We start from the raw sequence: 18,903 nt of genomic DNA on the forward strand, positions 1-18,903 counted from the left end.
ACTACTTCACTCCTTTGATTCGGTAGACGAGCATTGCGCCGGCCAGTGCGACGAGAGCGCCGAAGAGGTACCAGGTCGGGTAGCCTCCGAGCGGCGTCAAGGCGCCGAGCGCGATGATGGCGGGTGCGATCGCGGGTGCGATCGACTGGGGAAGAGCGTTCGCGATGTTGAGAACGCCCAGGTCTTTGGCCGTGTCGGCCGGGTTGGGCAGCACCTGCGTCGCGAGTGCGAGGTCGACCGAGAAGAACGAGCCGGCGCCCAAGCCGATGATGCCCTGCGCGAGCAGCACGAACGGCACGCTCGGCGCGAGCGCGAGCATGACGAGGCCGACGACCATGATCAGTCCCGCGATCGCCACGAACGGGCGACGCTTGCCGATGCGATCGGAGAGGATGCCCCCGATGGGGCTCGACACGGCCATGAAGACGGTGGAGATCGCGTTGGCGGCCAGGATCGTGGCAACAGTCGCCTGCTCGTCGAGGTGGAAGCGGTCGCCGAGGTAGAAAGGCAGGAACGTCGCGACCCCGGCATAGCCGAACATGACGAAGAACTTGGTCAGCCAGGTCCAACCGAAGTCGCGATGCTTCCGCGGATTGAAGACGAAGGATCCGAAGAACTCACGGAGTCCGAAGCGCTCGGCCGGCGTGATGTCCAGTCGCCTGTCCTTCAGGAAGAGGGCGAAGAGCACGGCCAGCACGACGCAGAGCGCACCGGGCACGATGAAGCGGGCGAGATCGGCCGAGAACAGGTTGACGAGGAACGAGCCGCCGAGGATCGCCAGCGGGGTGGTGATCCCGACGATTCCGGAGACCTTGCCCCGCCGCGCCTCCGGCACCTGATCGGGAAGAGTGGCGTTCGCGGCGGCGAGCACCGCGTTGAGGGCCGCCTGCGCGATGCACCAGCCGACGAGCACGATCGCGACCGAGTCGGCGACGGCGATGAGTGCGAGCGCCAGGAAGCCGACGACCGAGCCGCCGACGACCCACGGCCTACGCATCCCGAAGCGGGAGGTGGTGCGATCCGACAGCCGCCCGGCCAGCGGATTGGCGATGAGTGCGAACAGGGCACCGACGCCGAGCACCAGGCCGAGCGCGTTGGTGGCCTCCGTCGCGTTCGCAGTGATGTGCTGCAGTTTGAAGGCCATCGACACCATCACGGGCGTCAGCACGGCGACGAAGACCCCGAAGTTGGCCAGCGCGAGAGTCGGGACGAAAGATCGAGGTTCTCGTCGACCGTTCGTGGACGGCTCTATGGCGTCACGGGGTGGCAGGGTCGGCTCGAGTTCGGACGGCAGTGTCATCGGACGGTTCCTTCGGTTCTTTCGCGAGCCACCATTGGCTCGGAGGTAGTGTACGTCACAAATTCGACCGTTTGGCAACAATTGCTGTCACAGGTATCCTCGGACCGTGAGCGCTGCGGTTCGGGACGCGGCGGAGACGTCATCTCCGCGCCGGTATGCGCGCGGACGCGCCCGACGCGTAGAGATTCTGGACGCCGCTGCTGCCCTCTTCGCCGACGTGGGGTTCGGCGCCGTCTCTCTTCGGGAGATCGCCGCGCGGGTGGGGATCTCACACCAGGGGCTCCTCCGACACTTCGCCTCGAAAGACGAGGTACTGGTCGCGTTGCTCGATCGGTACGAGACAGAGAATGCGGAGTGGATCGAGGGCTGGCTCGACGCGCACACGGGCTCGGGCTCGGGCTCGGGTGAGAATCGCGAGGCCCTTTTCATCGCACTGGCCGACCGAAACGACGGGATCCCGGGGTACGTCGAACTCTTCACCGCGCTTGCCGGCGAGGCGACCAGCGCGGAGCATCCGGCCCATGAACGGTTCGCCGCTCGCTATGCGCAGCTCCGTGAGTTGAGCGTCGCGCAGTTCAGCTCGCCCGTCGTCGCGGGCCTCGCCGCGCGCGAAATCGAGACTGTCGACGAAGCGGTCCGTCTGGCTGCGGCGTGGGACGGCCTTCAGTTGCAGTCGTTGTACGAGCCTGACAGCGTGCGGGTAAGCGACCATCTGCGCGCACATTTCGCCTGGCTGGTCGGCGACGGCTCCGCTGCGACCGCTCCTGGCTCAGGCGGCAAATCGACCCCCGGCCTGCCGGCAACATCCTCTGCAGCGTCGGCGTGGCCTGCAGATCAGACCGGTGACGAACCGGATGCTTCAGCCGGTTACGCGAGCGGACGCGCACGACGCGACCGGATCGTGGACGACGCGATGGACCTCTTCTCGCGGGGCGGGTTCACGGCAACGAGCGTGCAGGACGTCGCGGACCGGGTCGGGATCACCAAGTCGGCCCTGCTGTACCACTTCCGGTCGAAGGACGAACTCCTGCTGGCCGTGCTGCAGCGCAGGGATCGGCTCGGGCTTGCGCAGGTGCCAGCGGGCACGGTGACCGCATCCCGGCGGCTCGAGCTCGTGGTCGAGGGGGCGCGGCACAACACCGCGACGCCGGGACTCGTCGAGCTGTACTGCGTGCTCGCGGGCGAGTCGACCAACCCCGGGCATCCGGGGCACGACTTCTTCCGTGAGCGGTTCCGGGGGACGCGTGCGTTCTTCGCGGCGACCTTCACGGAGCTCATCGCGTCGGGCGAACTGCCGGAGTCCCTCGACGCCGACCGGGAGGCCGCCTGGCTGCTGGCCTTGTGGGACGGCCTGCAGTTCCAGTGGCTCTACGACCGGGGGTCGGTGGACATCGCCGAGCAGCTCAGTCTCCACCTGGCAGCGGTCCGCACGCGCTGATACCCGCCGTGCGCTCCGTTGAGGGGTGGCGAAAGCAGCCTCTGTCGGCGTGTTTATGCGAGTTTGCCGCCCCTCAACGAAAGAGAAAGAGATGGGTCAGGCGGCGGCCACGACGCCGAGGAGGGCCTCGCCGTAGGCGTCGCGCTTCTTGGCGCCGATGCCCGTGATGCCGTCGAGGTCGCTGAGCGTTCCGGGCCGGGCCGACGCGATCGCACGCAGGGTGGCGTCGCCGAACACGATGTACGCGGGGACCCCCTGCGAGCGCGCCGCTTCGGACCGCCACGCTCGCAGCGCTTCGAACAGCGGCTGATCGGCGGGCGCGAGGTCGGCCGCGGCCGACGCGGACCGCGACGAACGCGACGCGCGCTCGGGACGCTCCGGCTCGCGGCGCAGCGTGACCACGCGCTCACCGGCGAGCACGGCTGCACTTTCGGGCGTGATCGCGAGCACCCCGTACTCGCCCTCCGGTTTGAGCAGCTCCTGGGCGATGACCTGGCGCACCACGCCGCGCCACTGGCTCTCGCTGATATCGGCTCCGATGCCCCAGGTGGCGAGCGCGTCGTGTCCGTACTGCTCGACGCGCGGAGTGCGCTTGCCGCGCAGGATATCGATGAGATGCCCGGCACCGAAGCGCTGATTGCGCTCCCGCTGCAGCCGCACCACGGTCGAGAGCAGCTTCTGCGCCGGCACGGTGCCGTCCCAGCTCTCGGGCGGAGACAGACAGGTGTCGCAGTTGCCGCACGGCTCTGCGCGCTGCCCGAAGTAGTTGAGGAGATTCACCCGGCGGCACTGGACCGTCTCGCAGAGCGCGAGCATCGCGTCCAGGTGCTGTGTCATACGGCGGCGGTGCGCCAGATCGCCTGGTGAGTCGTCGATCATGCGGCGCTGCTGAACGACGTCGTTGAGCCCATAGGCAAGCCAGGCCGTCGACGGCAGACCGTCGCGACCGGCGCGACCCGTCTCCTGGTAGTACCCCTCGACCGACTTGGGCAGATCGATGTGCGCCACGAAGCGCACGTCGGGCTTGTCGATGCCCATTCCGAACGCGATGGTCGCGACGACGATGACACCGTCCTCGCGCAGGAACCGTGACTGCGTCGCCGCGCGCGTGGCCGCATCGAGACCGGCGTGGTACGGCAGAGCGTTCAGGCCCCGTGCCCGGAGGAACTCGGCCGTGCGCTCGACGGTGTTGCGCGAGAGGCCGTAGACGATGCCCGCGTCATCGGGATGCTCGGTCGAGATGAAGTCGTGCAGCTGCTTGCGCACCTCCGACTTGGGCACGATGCGGTACTGGATGTTCGGCCGGTCGAAGTCGGCGACGAACTGCGCCGCACCCTCGAGCTGCAACCGCGTGGTGATCTCGCGATGCGTCGCCTCGGTCGCCGTCGCCGTCAGGGCGATGCGGGGCACGTCGGGCCAGCGATCGGCCAGCTCCGACAGCGCGAGGTAGTCGGGGCGGAAGTCGTGGCCCCATTGGGACACGCAGTGCGCCTCGTCGATGGCGAACAACGCGATGGTGCCGCGGGCGAGGAACCGCTTGGTCGCCTCGGACGACAGGCGCTCGGGCGCGACGTACAGGATGTCGAGCTCGCCTTCGAGATAGGCGCGCTCGACCCGAGACCGCTCTGCCGAATCTTGCGTGGAGTTGAGGAACGCGGCGCGCACGCCGACCGCCGTCAGCGCATCCACCTGATCTTGCATGAGCGCGATGAGCGGCGAGACGACGACACCGGTGCCCTCGCGCACCAGCGACGGGATCTGGTAGCAGAGGCTCTTTCCGCCGCCCGTGGGCATGAGCACGACCGCGTCGCCGCCGCCCACGAGCTGGTCGATGATCTCCGCCTGCTGGCCGCGGAAGTCGGAGTAGCCGAACACCGTGTGAAGCGCCTCCGCCGGGCTGGCGAACCGGGGCGCTGCGGCGCGGACGACGGGCACGGCGGCAGCGGGCCGCGCCGCGCGAGCGGCCGGGACGGCACCACCGGGCGCAGCGGAGTCGCCGAAATCGACGGCGCCACCGAGGTACGGGTCGTCGGGGAGGTCGGGAAACGGCGGTTCGTCATCGGGCGGCGGCGCATCGCGCTCGTCGGGCTCCCAAGGCAGTTCCGCGTTCCAGCTCATCCCTCGATCGTAACGATCACGACCGACCCTCAGCGGCGCGTCCCCGAACTGTGCAGAACACCGTCAGCCTGACGGCTGTGCAGTTCGGACTCGGTACCGAATGCTACTGAGAAGGGTCGGAAAGGAGCCTGAACCTGATCCGGCTCGTGTAATCTGACATCACCAACCCGCTCCTCCACGTGAGGGCGGGTCTTTTTTTACCATCCCGCGGGCTTTCGATACTTTCCGACGGGATCCGCCAGCTGGCTCCTGCGAAAATCACCCACCTCGAGTCGCTTCCACCAGTGCCGCCCTGCTCCTTCGACCGGGGTCCCCTTGAGCGCGCCCGCCGTCGGGTTCGTCGACGGATTGACGGTGCCGACGGGGACCCGTTGGCGGGCGAGACGCAGAGGAAGCTCGAGGTCGGAGTCGTTCGAGATGACGATGGCCGCGTCGACCCCGCCGCTCAACACGTCGAAAAGCAGGTGAGACGCGACGTTCACGTCGGATCCCTTCTCTTCCCGTTTCCGCACGGTGGCCAGAATGATCGGATCGGCCGTGGCCTTGTCCCTGCCTCGACGAAGAGGGAGCTTCGAATCCCAGCTCTCGCCCGCGTCGACGTACAGGCTCGGACCGTAGGCTCCGCCGGGTTCCCTCACCAGCGGTGCTTCCTTCGCCCAAGAGACATAGCGACCCTCTGAGATCACATCGACCGCACCCGACTCGAGCAGCGCGCGAAGGTAGATGTTCTGGTCTGTGCTCGCACTGGGGCTGTCGATGGCGTCGACCCGTGCGGTGCAGCACACGATTCGATGCAGAGTCGACCCCGACCATGCCGCGTAGGGCCTCACCAGCTCGCGAACGTCCAACCATCGCCAACCCGGAGTCGACGTCCCGCAATGACTCCGCGCTCCGTAGTACAGGTTGTAGCCGTCGATGTATACCCCGATCCGCATGCCGTCACCCTAGCCACGCGGCCGCCCCACGTAGGCGCGATCGTCCGCGTTCGGTAGGGATCGAGTGGCGAACATGGGCGCACGGAACGAGGGGCCCGGACCATCCCCCGGCCCGGGCCCCCTCGCGTCATCGCACCGCTACGACGGCGGCGCTACCAGAGCAGCACCGGGAACGGCAGCGACGTCGACGACTTCACCGTGTCCGATCCGCCGTAGACCGCCGTCAGCAGGTGAACGCCCGCCTTCAGCTTGGGCAGCGTGACCGTCGCCTTGCCGCCGTCGCCCGGCTTCAGCGTGATCGTGGCGATCGCCTTCGAGCCGTCGAAGACCACCACGGATCCGGTGGCTTCGACGCCCTTGGCGGCCTTCACGTTCACCGTGTAGCGCAGCGCCGTGTTGTGGCTGCCCAGCACCGTGTTCGCCCAGCCGAGGGTGAGGCTCGAGACCTTGACCGGCGGGGTCACCGCGGCCACCTCGATCGGAACGCTCACCTTCGTGTCGGTCCCGGGAACCGCGATCGTCAGGGACTGCGTCCCGGAGCTCCCGGACGGGATCGTGATCGACGCGGTCGCCCTGCCGACCTCGTCGGTGGTGTCCACGATGGCCGGGTCGATGCTCGCGGTGCCGACCACGGCATCCCCGATCGACAGCGACACCGAACCGGGCTGGGTGGCGGTGTCGCTGAACAGCAGCGACGACAGCCCGACCGAGACCGTCTCACCCGGCCGGTAGGCCGATCCGGATGCCGGAGCCGCGAGCTTCACGCCCACCGCACGCTGCGCCGTGTCGGGCGAGGCGGTGGGGTTCGCCGAGAAGTAGTCGACCATCGACTGCAGGTCGATCTTGCCCGAGTCCTTCTTGTTCGTACCGGCGCCCAGAGTGGTGAAGTTGTCACCGCCCGACGAGAGGAACGAGTTCACGACCACCGTGTGGGTGTCCGCGTCCGTCACCTCGGTTCCGTTCAGGAACACGTGCGTGATGCGCGAGCCGGCTGCGGCCGACGGGTCGTAGGTGTACGTCAGACCCTTCGAGACGCCGAGCTTGAGGAACGGGCGACTGGCGGCGGCCGGCTGCCACTGCTCCTCGAGCACCTGCTTGAGCTGTGCTCCGGTGAGCGTCTCCGTGACCAGGGTGTTCGCGAACGGCTGCACCGACGCGGCTTCCTGGTAAGTGACGTTGCCGTCCGGGTCGCCCGCCCCGCTCGAGGCGAACTTCAGGTCGGCGCGGAGGCCGCCCGGGTTCATCAGCGCGATCTCAGCGCCGGCGTCTTTCGCCGCCCAGAGCTGCACATCGGCCACGAAGTTGCCGAGCGTCGACTCGCCGCCGCGGTTCTCCGAGCCGTCGGTCTGGCGTGCACGGTTGAAGTCGCCGGTGATCTTTCCCACCGAAACCGAACCGAGCTGCTTGGCGACGGCCACCGCATCCGCGACGATCGCCGCGACGGCGGGGTCGGCCGGATAGAGCGGCTTGCCCGCGGCGTCGTTCAGCGGGAGGAGCTCGCTCGAGAACGAGGCGATCTTCTTCGTCTGCGGGTCGATGCTCAGCGCGATGTGGCCGAGCTTCTCGCCGTACTGCCCCGCCTGGATCACCGGACGCGTGCGGTCGGTGCCCGGAATCGCCACCTCGTGCGTGTACGCCTGGTGCGTGTGAGCCGACACGATCGCGTCGATGTCCGCGTTGGCGCCGGTGACGATCTTTCCGAAGGCCGAGTCGTTGGTGGAGTCGGCGAGCGCCGGAGTGGCCGCCCCCTCGTGCACCAGCAGAACGGTTACGTCCGCCTCGCCGTTGGACGGGTCACCGTCGCGCAGCTGCGTGGCAACGGCGTTCACCGAAGCGGTCACATCGCGCACGTCGACTCCGGCGATGCCGGCAGGGGTGACCAGGGATGGCAGCTCGTTCGTGACGGCTCCGATGAAACCGATCCGGATGCCGTCGACCGTCTTCACCGCGTACTGGTCGAACGTGGGCGTGTTCGTGCCCTTGTTGAAGACGTTCGCCGCCAGGTACGGGAACTTCGCGGCTGGGATGACCCGGCCCGTGATGTCCGCGACGCCCTGATCGAACTCGTGGTTGCCGAGCGCGCTCACGTCGAGCTTCATCGCGTTGAGGGCGTCGAGGGTCGGCTTGTCCTTCTGGATGAACGAGGTGAAGGTCGAGGCGCCGATGTTGTCGCCGCCCGACACGAACAGCGTGTTCGGGTTCTTCGCCCGGAACTGGTTCACCGCGCCCGCCAGCACGGCAGCGCCTCCGGATGCCCCGCTCGCCTCGAGACGACCGTGGAAGTCGTTGATGGTGAGCAGATCGACCGCGACCGGAGCATCCTTCTCGGTGATCCCGACCTTGATCGGGTTGTGGTCGCTCGCCCGGAACGGGTTTCCTGCCTCGGCCACGCCGAACGCGTAACCGCGGTCGGACCACTCCGGAGCGTTGATGTCCCACACCCCGGCGCCGGCGACGCTGGCCGCGAGCTCGGGAGTCGCGAGAGCGTGGTCGAGCGAGCCGACCTCACCGTTGAAGCTGTAGGTGTAGTGGCCCTTCGCCTTGGCCGAGACGAGGTCGACGAGTCCGGCCGACGTGAAGACGTCGATCGGGTCTTCCTTCGTGTAGGCGTTGAAGTCACCGAGGAGCAGCACGTTCTTGCTGCCGCTCGACTGCTCCAGCTGCCCGACGAGACCGAGCACGCTCTTGGCCTGCGCGACGCGGTCGGCGTTGAACTGGCCCTGCCCGTCGGCCGGTTCGGTGCCGTCGCCGCTCTTGGACTTGAGGTGGTTCACGACGACCGTGAGCGTCTTGGCGCCCGCCTTGAACGTCTGCGCGATCGGCTCGCGGGCGTTGCCCCACACCGACTCGTCGATGACGGTCGTGCTGTCTCCCACGCGGCTGACCGCTGCCTTCTTGTAGATGATGGCCGTGGTGATCACGTCGGTGGTGTCGACGGCGCCCGCGAGCGCTGCCGGTGTCGGCACGTAGGCCCAGACGTCCGAGCCGGCGGCCGCGTTGAGACCGGAGACCAGGTCGGCGAGGGCGGAGTCGACGGGCTTGCCGAAGTGGATCGAGTTCTCGATCTCCTCCAGCGTCACGATGTTGGCTCCGAGCGCGTTGATCGCAGCGACCTCTTTGGACTTCTGCAGCTGGAACTGCTCCGCCGTCTTCGCGCCGCGGGCGAGCGCGTTCTCGCTCTGCAGCGTGGTGAAGTAGTTCTCGACGTTGAAGGAGGCGACCGCGAAGTCGCCGCCGACGGTCGGGGCGGCGTCCGGGCGCGGGTTGGTCGACTCGAAGGTCGGCTTGGCGGCGGCCGGGCTCGCGTCGTTGATCGGCGTGGTCGGCTGCAGGCGCCAGTCGTCGAAGCCGTAGTTCAGCACGTACGGCTTCGCCGGGAAGTCCACGGTGTCGCCGTTGCGCACCACCGTGTTCTTGGTGAAGTAGGGCTGGTCGCCGGGGTGGTCCTTGTTCGAGATCTGGATGTTGTAGCCGTCGTCGAGCAGGATGCGGTCGGCCAGGTTGGCCTTCGCGATCGCGTCGGCCGCGGCTCCCGGCCGCTCGGTCTCCGTGCTCTTCACCAACGGGGCGTCGCCGGCCGACAGCCAGAGCGTGCCGTAGTTGTAGAGCTGGTGGCTCGATGCGACCTTGTATGTGCCGGTCGGCTCGACGAGCATGCTCTCGAACTGTTCACGGTCGGTACCGCGAACGGTGTCGGGCAACGGCGTCGCTGCCGGGACTCCCACGCCGGCGGTCACGAGTTCGACCGCACCCGCGGCCGACGCCGTGATCTGGGTCTGCCCGAAGTATTCGCTCACCTTTCCGGTGACGGTCACCAGGTCGCCGATGGCGACTCCGGGATTGGCCGTGTTGAGGAACACGAACACGCCGTCGGAGACCCCGGGGGTCGCATCCGTCGCTCCGCCGCTGCCCTGCGTCTGGATGAAGATGCCCTTGTATCCGCCGACGCGGTGGTCCGCCGTGACGACGCCCTGCACTGTGACCGTCGAGCCGTTCAGGGGGCTGACGTCGCCGGTTCCCTGCACCTCGGCGATCGTGTTGGTCGGCGTCGCGGCGAGCGCGGGCGACGCCGTGATGGCGCCGAACCCGAGCGCAGCGGCCGTCGCGATGGCGAGGCCTGCCGCGAGGCGGCGGCGGCGCGGTGCGGCCACGGCCGCCTCCCGCGTTCCGCCCGGAGGCGTGGATGTAGTGGAGCGTTGCAGCATTGTCGGAAATCCCCTTCACGAATCAATGTGTGGGCGGCACGCGGAAAACCGGGGGGCGCGCCGTTGCGCCTGCCCGGCATGGCCCCCTTTCGGGGGCGCACGGGTGAAACTATAGGTCTACCTCCGACGGGCACGCCAGGGCGTCTCGAAAATGTCGTGTGCTCTTAAGTTGGTGGACACCTGGGGCGTATCGTGACGCTCGTGATGGACGCCGACGCCGACCGGGATGCCTCGAGTGAGCAGTCGCCGCGACAGCGCCTGTGGAACGCGTCTCGCACAGCGACAAGGCTGCTCTCCAACGAGCGTCCCTTCACCGTGACCGAGCGCCTCGCTGCTCTCGCCGCATCGCCGAACGCGTCCACCGTCGAACCGGTGGACACCTACGGCGGTGGCATCGTGGAGCGACTGGAGAGCCGGGTGGCAGGGCTCCTGGGCAAGCCGGCCGCGCTGTGGTTCCCGTCCGGGACCATGGCCCAGCAGGCGATGCTGCGCGTGTGGGCAGCGCGAGCCGGCACGTCCAGGGTCGCCGTGCATCCGCTGCATCACACCCAGGTCAACGAAGAAGGGGCGTTCAGCACTCTGGGCGGCCTCGAGCCGGTGCTCCTCACGACCGACCCGCGACAGCCGACCGCCGACGACCTCGCCGAGGCGCCGGGACCGCTTGCGGCCGCTGTCGTCGAGCTTCCGATGCAGGAGCTCGGCTACGTCCTCCCCGCCTGGGAGGAGTACGAACGTTTCGCCGCCGTCGCCCGTGAGCGGGCCGTTCCCCTACACGTCGACGGCGCTCGGCTCTGGGAGTCCCAGCACCACTCCGCACGATCCGCCGCAGAGATCGCGGCACTGGCGTCATCGGTCTACGTGTCGATGTACAAGGGGGTCGGCGGCCTCTCGGGCGCGCTGGTGGCGAGCGACGCCGACGCCGTCGAGGAGGCGCGCGTCTGGCGGACGCGCTATGGCGGCGACCTCTTCCAGCAGTTCCCTGCGATCGTCGCGGCGCTCGACGGGCTCGATGGCCGCCTCGACCGGATGCCCGTGTGGGCTCGGCAGGCTGCCGTGATCGCCGAGGGGCTCTCGTTACTGCCGCAGCTCACCGTGACACCGGACCCGCCGCACATCTGCGAGTTCTGGGTGTACGCCGACCTGCCCGCCGACGCGCTCAACCGTGCCGTACTCGAGCACCTCGAGGCGGTGGGCGAACGATGGGTGCACGACTGGTGGCCGGACGACGACGGGCGGTCGGTCGCCGAGGTCACGGTGCGCGATGCGGCACTGAGCTGGACCGCCGAGGACGTCGAACGGGCCGGCCGCAGTGTCCTGCAGCGGGCGGCAGACCTCAGCGCTCCCTGACGCATCCGGCCCATCGCGGCACGCAGACAGGATCGCCCGTACCCGCAGCCGCCCACGCTGCTACGCTCAGCGCATGCGTCGCTTGATCGTCACGGAGTTCATGACGCTCGACGGAGTCGTCGAGGCGCCCGGCGGCGAGCCCACGCATCCGCACTCCGGCTGGACCATGCCGTTCAGCACTCCCGAGCTCCGCGAGTTCAAGCTGCGGGAGGTGCTCGAGGCCGAGTCCCTACTGCTCGGCCGCAAGACGTACGAGCAGTTCGTCGAGGCGTGGCCGGAACGCGAGGGCACGTTCGCCGACAAGATGAACCGGATGCCCAAGCACGTCGTCACCGCGTCGATGGAACCGCTCGGCTGGAACGCGACGCGCGTCGAAGGCGATGTGCGGGCGGCGATCGGCGACCTCAAGGCGGGCGACGGCGGCCCGATGCTCGTCGCCGGCAGCGCCACGCTGGCGAAATCCCTGCTGGTCTGGGGACTGGTCGACGAACTCCGCCTTCTCGTCTACCCCGTGATCGTCGGCGGCGGGCTCCGGATGTTCCCCGACGACCGGGCCAAGGCCGAGCTCCGGCTCGCCCAGCTCGAGGAGTTCGACAGCGGCGCGGTGCTGCACCGCTACCTCTTCAACCGCACCGCATGATCACCGCGGTTCTCGGGCTCCTCGGAGCCCTGGTGTACGGGTCTGCCGACTTTCTGGGCGGCCTGGCGTCCCGGCGCATCAGTCCCCTGCGGGTGACCGCGATCGGCGCCGTGACCGGGCTGGCGGCACTGCTGGTGGCGCTGCCGTTCTTCGGGGGCGTCTGGTCGGCCGCCGCCATCGGCTGGGGCGTTCTCTCGGGCGTGACCGGCGCGATCGCCATCTCGCTGCTCTACGCCTGCCTCGCGATCGGGCCGATGAGCATCCTGTCACCGCTGACCGCGCTTATCTCGGCCATCGTTCCGACCACCTGGGGCCTGCTCGGCGGCGAGACTTTCGAGCCGATCGGATATGTGGCGATCGGGATCGCCCTGATCGCCGTCGTGCTCGTGGGTTTCGTGCCGGAGAAGGGCGCGGTGCGGCCGAGCCTGCGCGGCATCCTGATGGCGATCGGGTCGGGCGCGATGATCGGCGCGTTCCTCATCATCATCGATCAGACGCCCGACGACTCGGGGCTGGTGCCGCTGGTGTTCAACCGCGGCGTCAACGGGGCGATCATGTTCGCCGTCGTCGGCGTGCTCGCGTTCGTCGCGCGGAGGCGCGGCACTACGAGCCAGACTCCCGGATGGCGTCCCGGGCTGATGCTCGCAGTGGCATGCGGCCTCGTCGACACGGCGGCGAACATCCTGCTGCTGGTGGGCATCCGCCTGGGCGATCTGACCGTCATGTCGGTGCTCACGGCGCTCTACCCGGCGGGCACGATCCTGCTCGCGGCCATCGTGCTCAAAGAGCGCGTCGCGCCGGTGCAGTGGGTCGGCCTCGCGCTGGCCGTCTCGGCCGCGGGAATGCTCGCCATCGCGTAGCCCGGGCGGATCCGCGTCCATAGCGGGCGTGCCGGCTGTGCAGAGACCGCAGATCCCCGCATCCGCTTGTAAGGGTTACCTAACCTCGCCTACGCTGAGGTGGTAACGCCCGTCGTCCGACGCGAAAAGGCCCATGAAGAACACCAGCACCCGCCTCCTGCTCACCTGCGCCGCCATCGGGGTGGCAGGCGGCATCGTGTTCTCGATCAGCGCTTACGTCTCCGGCACCCTGGCGGCTGCCGCCCCGATGTTCTACGGCGCGGTCATCGGCGTGTACTTCCTGCCGGGAGTGATCGCCCAGGCTCTGCTGCGGCGCGGCGGCGTCGCCCTCATCACTTCGGTCATCGCCGGGCTGGTCTCGGTGCCGTTCCAGCCGATCGGTTTCGCCGCCGTGATGGCCGCCGGGTCGATCGGCCTGCTGCAGGAGATCCCGTTCGCGATCACGCGCTACCGCTACTGGCGCGCCTGGCTGTTCTACGTCGCCGTCACGATCGCAGGACTCATCTTCGGCATCGGTGTCTACCTCGCGCAGGGGGCGGAGCAGAGCCAGCCCTGGGTGCAGGTCCTGCACATCGGGCTGTTCGTGCTGAGCCCGGTCTTCTTCACCTGGGTGGGCCGCGCCGTCGCCGCCGGACTCGACCGCACCGGAGCCGGGCGTGGCCTGCAGCTGCCGATCGTGCGTACACGGCAGCCCCGCAGCACCGACTCGGATGCCCCCACCAACGCCGACTCCGGCGCGGGCACCTCCACCCGTTGACCACCCCCACCGATCGGCCGCCGGCGCTCGCGGCCCGCGGTGTGCGCATCCGCCACGAGGGCGGCGTGCACTGGACCCCGGATGGCGTGAGCTTCGAGCTCGCCGCGGGCGAGGTGCTGCTGGTCCTCGGACCGAGCGGCTGCGGAAAATCGACACTGGCGCTGGCGCTCAACGGCCTGGTGCCGCACGCGGTTCCGGCGACGATGGAGGGCAGCGTGGTGGTCGGCGGCGTCGCGACGGCGGATGCGCGGGTCGCCGAGCTCGCGCAGCGGGTCGGAATGGTCTTCCAGGACCCCGACGCCCAGCTGGTGACGGCGACGGTGCTCGACGAGGTGTGCTTCGGCCCCGAGAACCTGCTGGTCGAAGCGGCGGAGGTGACGGCGCGGGCCGAACTCGCTCTGCGTGCGGTCGGCCTGTGGGAACGTCGCGGTGACAACCCCGACATCCTGTCCGGCGGCGCGAAGCAGCGACTCGCGATCGCCTGCGCTCTTGCGCTCGACGTTCCCGTACTCGTTCTCGACGAACCGACCGCCAACCTGGATCCGGCCGGCGTCGAGGAGGTCTACGACGTGCTGCGCTCGCTCGTCGCGGACGGCCGTCACAGCATCGTGCTGGTGGAGCACAACCTCGATGCCGCGATCGAGCTGGTCGACACGGTCGCCGTGCTCGACGGCGCCGGACGGCTCGTGACGGTCGGTCCAGCCCAGACCGTGCTGCGAGAGCGTGCGCAGGAGCTCCTCGCGCTCGGTGTCTGGCTGCCCGCCGCCACCCTCGCCGCCCTGCGGCTGCGCGACGCCGGCGTCGTGATCGATCCGCTGCCGCTCACCCCGGTCGAGCTCACCGACGCGCTCGACCGTCTCGACACGCTGCCCGCGCTGCCTGCGCTGCCCTCACTGCCCGCGCTGCCGAGCACGCCGGAGCCCCCACCGCCTCCGGCCGTGCGCGTGCGGAACCTGACCCTGACACGGGGCCGGAGGACCGTGCTCCACGACGTCTCCCTCGACATCGCGAGCGGCGACTTCGTGGCGATCGTCGGAGCGAACGGCGCCGGCAAGACCACGCTCGTGCAGGCGATCGCAGGTGTCATCCGCCCGCCGCGGGGCACGATCGAGGTGGGCGGCCTCGACCCGGCTCGAGCGCGGGCGGCCGACCTCGGCGAAGCCGTCGGCTTCGTCTTCCAGAACCCCGAGCATCAGTTCGTGGCCGACACCGTCACCGACGAGCTCGCCTTCGGGCTGCGCCGACGTCGCGTTCCCGCGACGCAGATCGACGACCGCGTGAACCGGATGCTCGCGACCCTCGACCTCTCGGGCGTCGGCGACGCGCACCCGTTCCTCCTGTCGGGCGGGCAGAAGCGACGACTCTCCGTCGGCACCGCCCTCATCGCCGGGGCACCCGTGCTGGTGCTCGATGAGCCCACCTTCGGTCAGGATCGCGCCAGGGCGACCGAGCTGCTCGGGATGCTCGCCGCGCTGAACTCCGCCGGCACGACCGTCATCATCGTCACCCACGACCTGCAGCTCGTCGCCGAGTTCGCCAGCCACGTCGCCGTGCTCGCCGACGGCCGGTTGCGCAGCTTCGGCCGGACGTCCGCGTTGCTCGCGGACGCCCCGCTGCTGGAGAGCACCGGGCTGCGCGTCCCGCCGCTGGCGCGCACGTTCTCCGCGCTGCGCGCGCATCCGCAGTGGCGCTCGATCACACGCCTCGCCGACCTGCCGGGCGCGGCGGTGTCGGCATGAGCCTCCTCAGCGCCGACCCGTACGGCGCCGCGCCGATCGCGCCCGCGCATTTCCTGCACCACCTGAACCCGCTCGCCAAGGTGGCCGCCGTGCTCCCGGCGATGGCGGTGCTGCTGTTCACCCGAGATGTCGTGACTCCCCTGCTGTTCGTCGTGCTCGGAGTGGTGGTCATCCTGATCGGCGCGCGCCTGCGGGCGGGCATCGTGATCGGCCTGCTGGTCGTGCTCCCGGCGCTCATCCTGCTGATGGCCCTCAGCTTCGGCTTCTGGACCGATGCGTCGCGTCTCGCCGACCAGCGCATCCTGTTCATGATCGGCGACTTCGCGTACACCGCCGGTGCCTTCGCGGTCGGGCTGGCCACGTCGCTCCGCCTCGGCTCGCTGGTGGTCCTCGCCCTGATCGGCGGCCTCACCACGACCGGTCCCGACCTCGCCCGCTCGCTCGTGCAGCAGCTGCGCGTTCCCTACCGCATCGGCTACACCGCGATCGCCGCCTACCGGTTCATCCCGCGGTTCGGCACGGAACTCGCGCTCATCCGGCAAGCGCAGCGCGTGCGCGGTGTCGCCGGCGGTCGCGGACCGTTCGCGGCCGCGAGCCGGGCGTTCGCCGCGGTGGTGCCGCTGCTCGCGTCGTCCATCCGGCACGCGGAGCGTATGTCGCTGGCGATGGAGTCGCGCGCGTTCGGCGCGCATCCGACCCGCACGGAGCGGTACCCGACGTTCTGGCGCGTGCGCGACACCGTCTTCGTAGTGCTCTTCTGGGTCGTGTCGGCGGGCATCTTCGCGCTCGGGGCGGCGGTGAACGCATGAGCCGCCAGCAACCGGACGCCATCCTGCCGCGGGTGCAGAAGCTCCTGCGCCTCCGGGTCGTGCGCAGCGAGCGGGTCAGTGCCGACTTCGTGCGCGTCACGCTGGGCGGCGACGACCTCGCGCACTTCGAGGCGATGGGCCGCGACCAGTGGTTCCGGCTGTTCCTGCCGCAGGACGCGGAGCGGGAACCGACGCTGCCATCGGCCGCGGACGCCCGCTGGTGGCCCGAGGTGCTGCGCATCCCGGAGCACGAACGCCCGTACGTGCGCAACTACACCGTGCTCGCGTTCCGTCCCGACGACCGCGAGCTCGACGTCGACTTCGTCATCCACGAGTCACCGGGAGGGCCGGCCAGCGGCGAGCACCCGAGCAGCACGGCGCCGAGCATGTCGCCGTACGGCGTGGCGTCCGAGTGGGCGCTCGGGGCGAGGCCCGGGCATCCGGTCGGTCTGCTCGATCAGGGCGTCACGTGGAATCCTCCGCGCGGCACCCGGCACGTGCTCATCGCCTCCGACGAGACCGGACTGCCCGCCATCGTCGGCATCGCGCGCGAGCTGCCGCCCGACATCACCGGCACTATCGTGATCGAACTCGGCTCCGACGCCGATCGGCGCGTGCTCGACGTACCGCCGGGGGTGGAGGTGCGCTGGCTCAGCCGGGAGGGCACGGATGCCGTGCCCGGAACGCTCGCACTGGCGGCGTCTACGCCTGGGTCGTCGGTGAGCAGGCGCTCGTGACGGGCCTGCGGCGAGCGCTGGTCGCGCGCGGCGTGCCGAAGTCGTGCATCACGTTCTGCGGATACTGGCGCATCTGACCTCCCTCGGGTCAGGTGATTTCAGGGACAGGGGGATCACCGCTCCCTTGTACGCTGCCGCAACCCTGGCGAGACTGGAGAGATGGATCGAGCACAGCTGGCGGATTTCCTGCGCACCCGGCGCGAGGCGCTGCAGCCCGAGGACGTCGGCCTGACCCGCGGGCCCCGGCGCCGCACCTCCGGCCTGCGCCGTGAGGAGGTCGCGGCGCTCAGCGGCATGTCCGCCGACTACTACACGCGACTCGAGCAGGAGCGCGGCCCGCAGCCGTCGCAGCAGATGGTCGCCGCGATCGCTCGCGGACTGCATCTGACCAGCGACGAGCGGGGTCACCTCTTCCGTCTGGCCGGGCACAACGCGCCGGCCAGGGCACTGCGCAGCGACCATGTCAGCCCCGGGATGCTGCGCATCCTCGACCGCCTGCAGGACACGCCCGCGCAGGTCATGTCCGGCCTCGGCGAGACGCTGCTGCAGACCCCGCCGGCCGTCGCGCTCCTCGGCGACGAGACCCGGCACACCGGCATGGCCAGGAGCATGGTCTACCGCTGGTTCACCGATCCGGATGCGCGCGCGATCTACCCGGAAGACGACCACCCCATGCACGCCCGGCTCTTCACGGCCGACCTGCGCGCCGCCTATTCGAAGGAGGGCAGCGGGGGTCGTGCCGAGGCGATCGTGAACGCCTTGCTGGCCGAGACCGACGACTTCGCGCCCGTCTGGAACGAGCACCGGATCGGGCTGCGCCGACCGCCGTCGAAGCGCATCCTGAACCCGGAGGTCGGGATGATCGAGCTCGACTGCCAGGTGCTTCAGGACCCGGATCAGGGTCAGGCGCTCCTCGTCTTCACGGCCAAGCCCGGCAGTCCCGACGCCGACAAGCTCCAGCTGCTCTCGGTGATCGGCCGCCAGCGCCTCGCCGCCCACTGAATCTGTCTGGGGTGCGCCGCGCTACCCTCCCAGCCGCCTCGCGCGGGCGTTGAGGTAATCGCGCTCCGGCAGGTGCGCGCGAACCGAGGCGACGGTCGGCGAGGGAGAAGGGCCTAGAGCAGCGTGCCGCCCGAGGCCTCGATGCGCTGGCCGGTGACCCAGCTCATCCCGTCACCGAGCAGCGCCGCCGTCACCGGGCCGATGTCCTCGGCCTCGCCGACGCGGCCGAGCGCGGTCTGGCTTCCCATCGCGGTGCGCATCTCTGCGTCGTCGCGCACGCGGCCGCCGCCGAAGTCCGTCGCCACAGGCCCGGGTGCGACCGCGTTCACCGTGATGCCGCGCGCCCCGAGCTGCTTGGCGAGGTAGCGGGTCAGCACCTCCACCGCGCCCTTGACCGACGCGTAGATGCTGTACGGGCCGATGCCGACGAAGCGGGTGAGACCGGTCGAGGTCAGGATGACGCGGCCGTTGTCGGCGAGGAGCGGCTCGAGCTCCTGGGTGAGGAAATAGACGCCCTTGAAGTGCACGTCGACCATCTGGTCGAAGGCGGCCTCGTCGGTCTGGCCGAGCGGGGTGAGCGCCGCGCTGCCGGCGTTGTTCACGAGGTAGTCGAAGGTGTCGCGCTGCCAGGTGGCGGCCAGCACCTCTCTCAGCTGTGTCGCGAACGGGGGGAACTCGACGACGCGGGAGGTGTCGAGCTGCAGTGCGACGGCCGTGCGACCGAGCGCGCGGACCTCGTCTACGACGGCGGCCGCCTCCTCGGCGTGCGAGCGGTACGTGATGATGACGTCGATGCCGTTCTCGGCGACGGCGAGGGCGGTAGCGCGGCCGAGGCCTCGGTTGCCGCCGGTCATGAGTGCGATGCGCGCAGTCATGGGGTCCTTCCCTGCGGGCGGCTGTCGCAGTGCGCGACGCGGAACCGTCCGTCGGCTTCCAGCGTGCGCCGGATGGCCGACGGCATTCAGGCCGCGTTCATCCGGGGACCGCCGATCCGTGGTTGCGACGGCGGACATCCT

The 18,903-nt window shown here is 69.6% G+C and carries 13 protein-coding genes and 1 pseudogene; 9 read left to right on the forward strand and 5 right to left on the reverse strand.

The features are described 5' to 3' along the window. Position 1: 1 nt before the first annotated feature. Complete coding sequence (locus AC1DB1_RS14185) at positions 2-1,300, reverse strand: MFS transporter (protein ID WP_477201251.1); 1,299 nt, start codon at positions 1,298-1,300, stop codon at positions 2-4. A 106-nt stretch (positions 1,301-1,406) separates the two neighbouring features. Between AC1DB1_RS14185 and AC1DB1_RS14190 the strand changes: the two genes are divergently transcribed. After that, positions 1,407-2,738: a TetR/AcrR family transcriptional regulator gene (locus AC1DB1_RS14190; RefSeq protein WP_477201252.1), complete on the forward strand. Its 1,332-nt coding sequence runs from the start codon at positions 1,407-1,409 to the stop codon at positions 2,736-2,738. Positions 2,739-2,834: 96 nt separating this feature from the next. Here the strand turns inward: AC1DB1_RS14190 and recQ are convergent, their stop codons facing one another. The 3 genes from recQ to AC1DB1_RS14205 form a co-directional block, all read right to left on the reverse strand. Next, positions 2,835-4,856, reverse strand: coding sequence for a DNA helicase RecQ (gene recQ, locus AC1DB1_RS14195; RefSeq protein ID WP_271176102.1), 2,022 nt, complete (start codon positions 4,854-4,856; stop codon positions 2,835-2,837). Positions 4,857-5,053: 197 nt separating this feature from the next. After that, complete coding sequence (locus tag AC1DB1_RS14200) at positions 5,054-5,641, reverse strand: PIN domain-containing protein (protein WP_477201253.1); 588 nt, start codon at positions 5,639-5,641, stop codon at positions 5,054-5,056. Between the two features lie 302 nt (positions 5,642-5,943). Then, positions 5,944-9,942 carry an ExeM/NucH family extracellular endonuclease gene (locus AC1DB1_RS14205; protein ID WP_477201254.1) on the reverse strand — a complete coding sequence of 1,333 codons (3,999 nt, stop codon included), beginning with the start codon at positions 9,940-9,942 and terminating at the stop codon, positions 5,944-5,946. A gap of 258 nt (positions 9,943-10,200) precedes the next feature. Between AC1DB1_RS14205 and AC1DB1_RS14210 the strand changes: the two genes are divergently transcribed. The 8 genes and pseudogenes from AC1DB1_RS14210 to AC1DB1_RS14245 all read left to right on the forward strand — a co-directional run bounded on the left by AC1DB1_RS14210 (position 10,201) and on the right by AC1DB1_RS14245 (position 17,887). Beyond that, the gene (locus AC1DB1_RS14210; protein ID WP_477201382.1) at positions 10,201-11,343 is read left to right on the forward strand and encodes a threonine aldolase family protein; all 1,143 of its coding nucleotides are present in this window, start codon (positions 10,201-10,203) and stop codon (positions 11,341-11,343) included. A gap of 73 nt (positions 11,344-11,416) precedes the next feature. Next, positions 11,417-11,983, forward strand: coding sequence for a dihydrofolate reductase family protein (locus AC1DB1_RS14215; RefSeq protein ID WP_477201255.1), 567 nt, complete (start codon positions 11,417-11,419; stop codon positions 11,981-11,983). After that, complete coding sequence (locus tag AC1DB1_RS14220) at positions 11,980-12,843, forward strand: EamA family transporter (RefSeq protein ID WP_477201256.1); 864 nt, start codon at positions 11,980-11,982, stop codon at positions 12,841-12,843. Before AC1DB1_RS14215 ends, AC1DB1_RS14220 begins: the two co-directional genes overlap by 4 nt. Before the next feature lie 133 nt (positions 12,844-12,976). After that, entirely contained in the window at positions 12,977-13,600 is a 624-nt protein-coding gene (locus tag AC1DB1_RS14225; protein WP_271176108.1) for an ECF transporter S component, read from the forward strand. Then, the gene (locus AC1DB1_RS14230) at positions 13,597-15,339 is read left to right on the forward strand and encodes an ABC transporter ATP-binding protein (RefSeq protein WP_477201257.1); all 1,743 of its coding nucleotides are present in this window, start codon (positions 13,597-13,599) and stop codon (positions 15,337-15,339) included. The genes AC1DB1_RS14225 and AC1DB1_RS14230 overlap by 4 nt, the downstream gene beginning before the upstream one ends. Then, a complete protein-coding gene (locus AC1DB1_RS14235; protein ID WP_477201258.1) occupies positions 15,336-16,148 on the forward strand; it encodes an energy-coupling factor transporter transmembrane component T family protein in 813 nt (270 codons plus the stop codon). The genes AC1DB1_RS14230 and AC1DB1_RS14235 overlap by 4 nt, the downstream gene beginning before the upstream one ends. Further along, a pseudogene (locus AC1DB1_RS14240) lies at positions 16,145-16,962 on the forward strand (siderophore-interacting protein). The gene AC1DB1_RS14235 and the pseudogene AC1DB1_RS14240 overlap by 4 nt, the downstream one beginning before the upstream one ends. A gap of 82 nt (positions 16,963-17,044) precedes the next feature. Next, on the forward strand, positions 17,045-17,887 hold the full coding sequence (locus AC1DB1_RS14245) for a helix-turn-helix transcriptional regulator (protein ID WP_477201259.1): 843 nt from the start codon (positions 17,045-17,047) through the stop codon (positions 17,885-17,887). A 113-nt stretch (positions 17,888-18,000) separates the two neighbouring features. Here the strand turns inward: AC1DB1_RS14245 and AC1DB1_RS14250 are convergent, their stop codons facing one another. Beyond that, positions 18,001-18,762: an SDR family NAD(P)-dependent oxidoreductase gene (locus AC1DB1_RS14250; protein ID WP_477201260.1), complete on the reverse strand. Its 762-nt coding sequence runs from the start codon at positions 18,760-18,762 to the stop codon at positions 18,001-18,003. Positions 18,763-18,903: the final 141 nt, after the last annotated feature.

It is taken from the genome of Leifsonia sp. 10N434 (assembly GCF_056394405.1).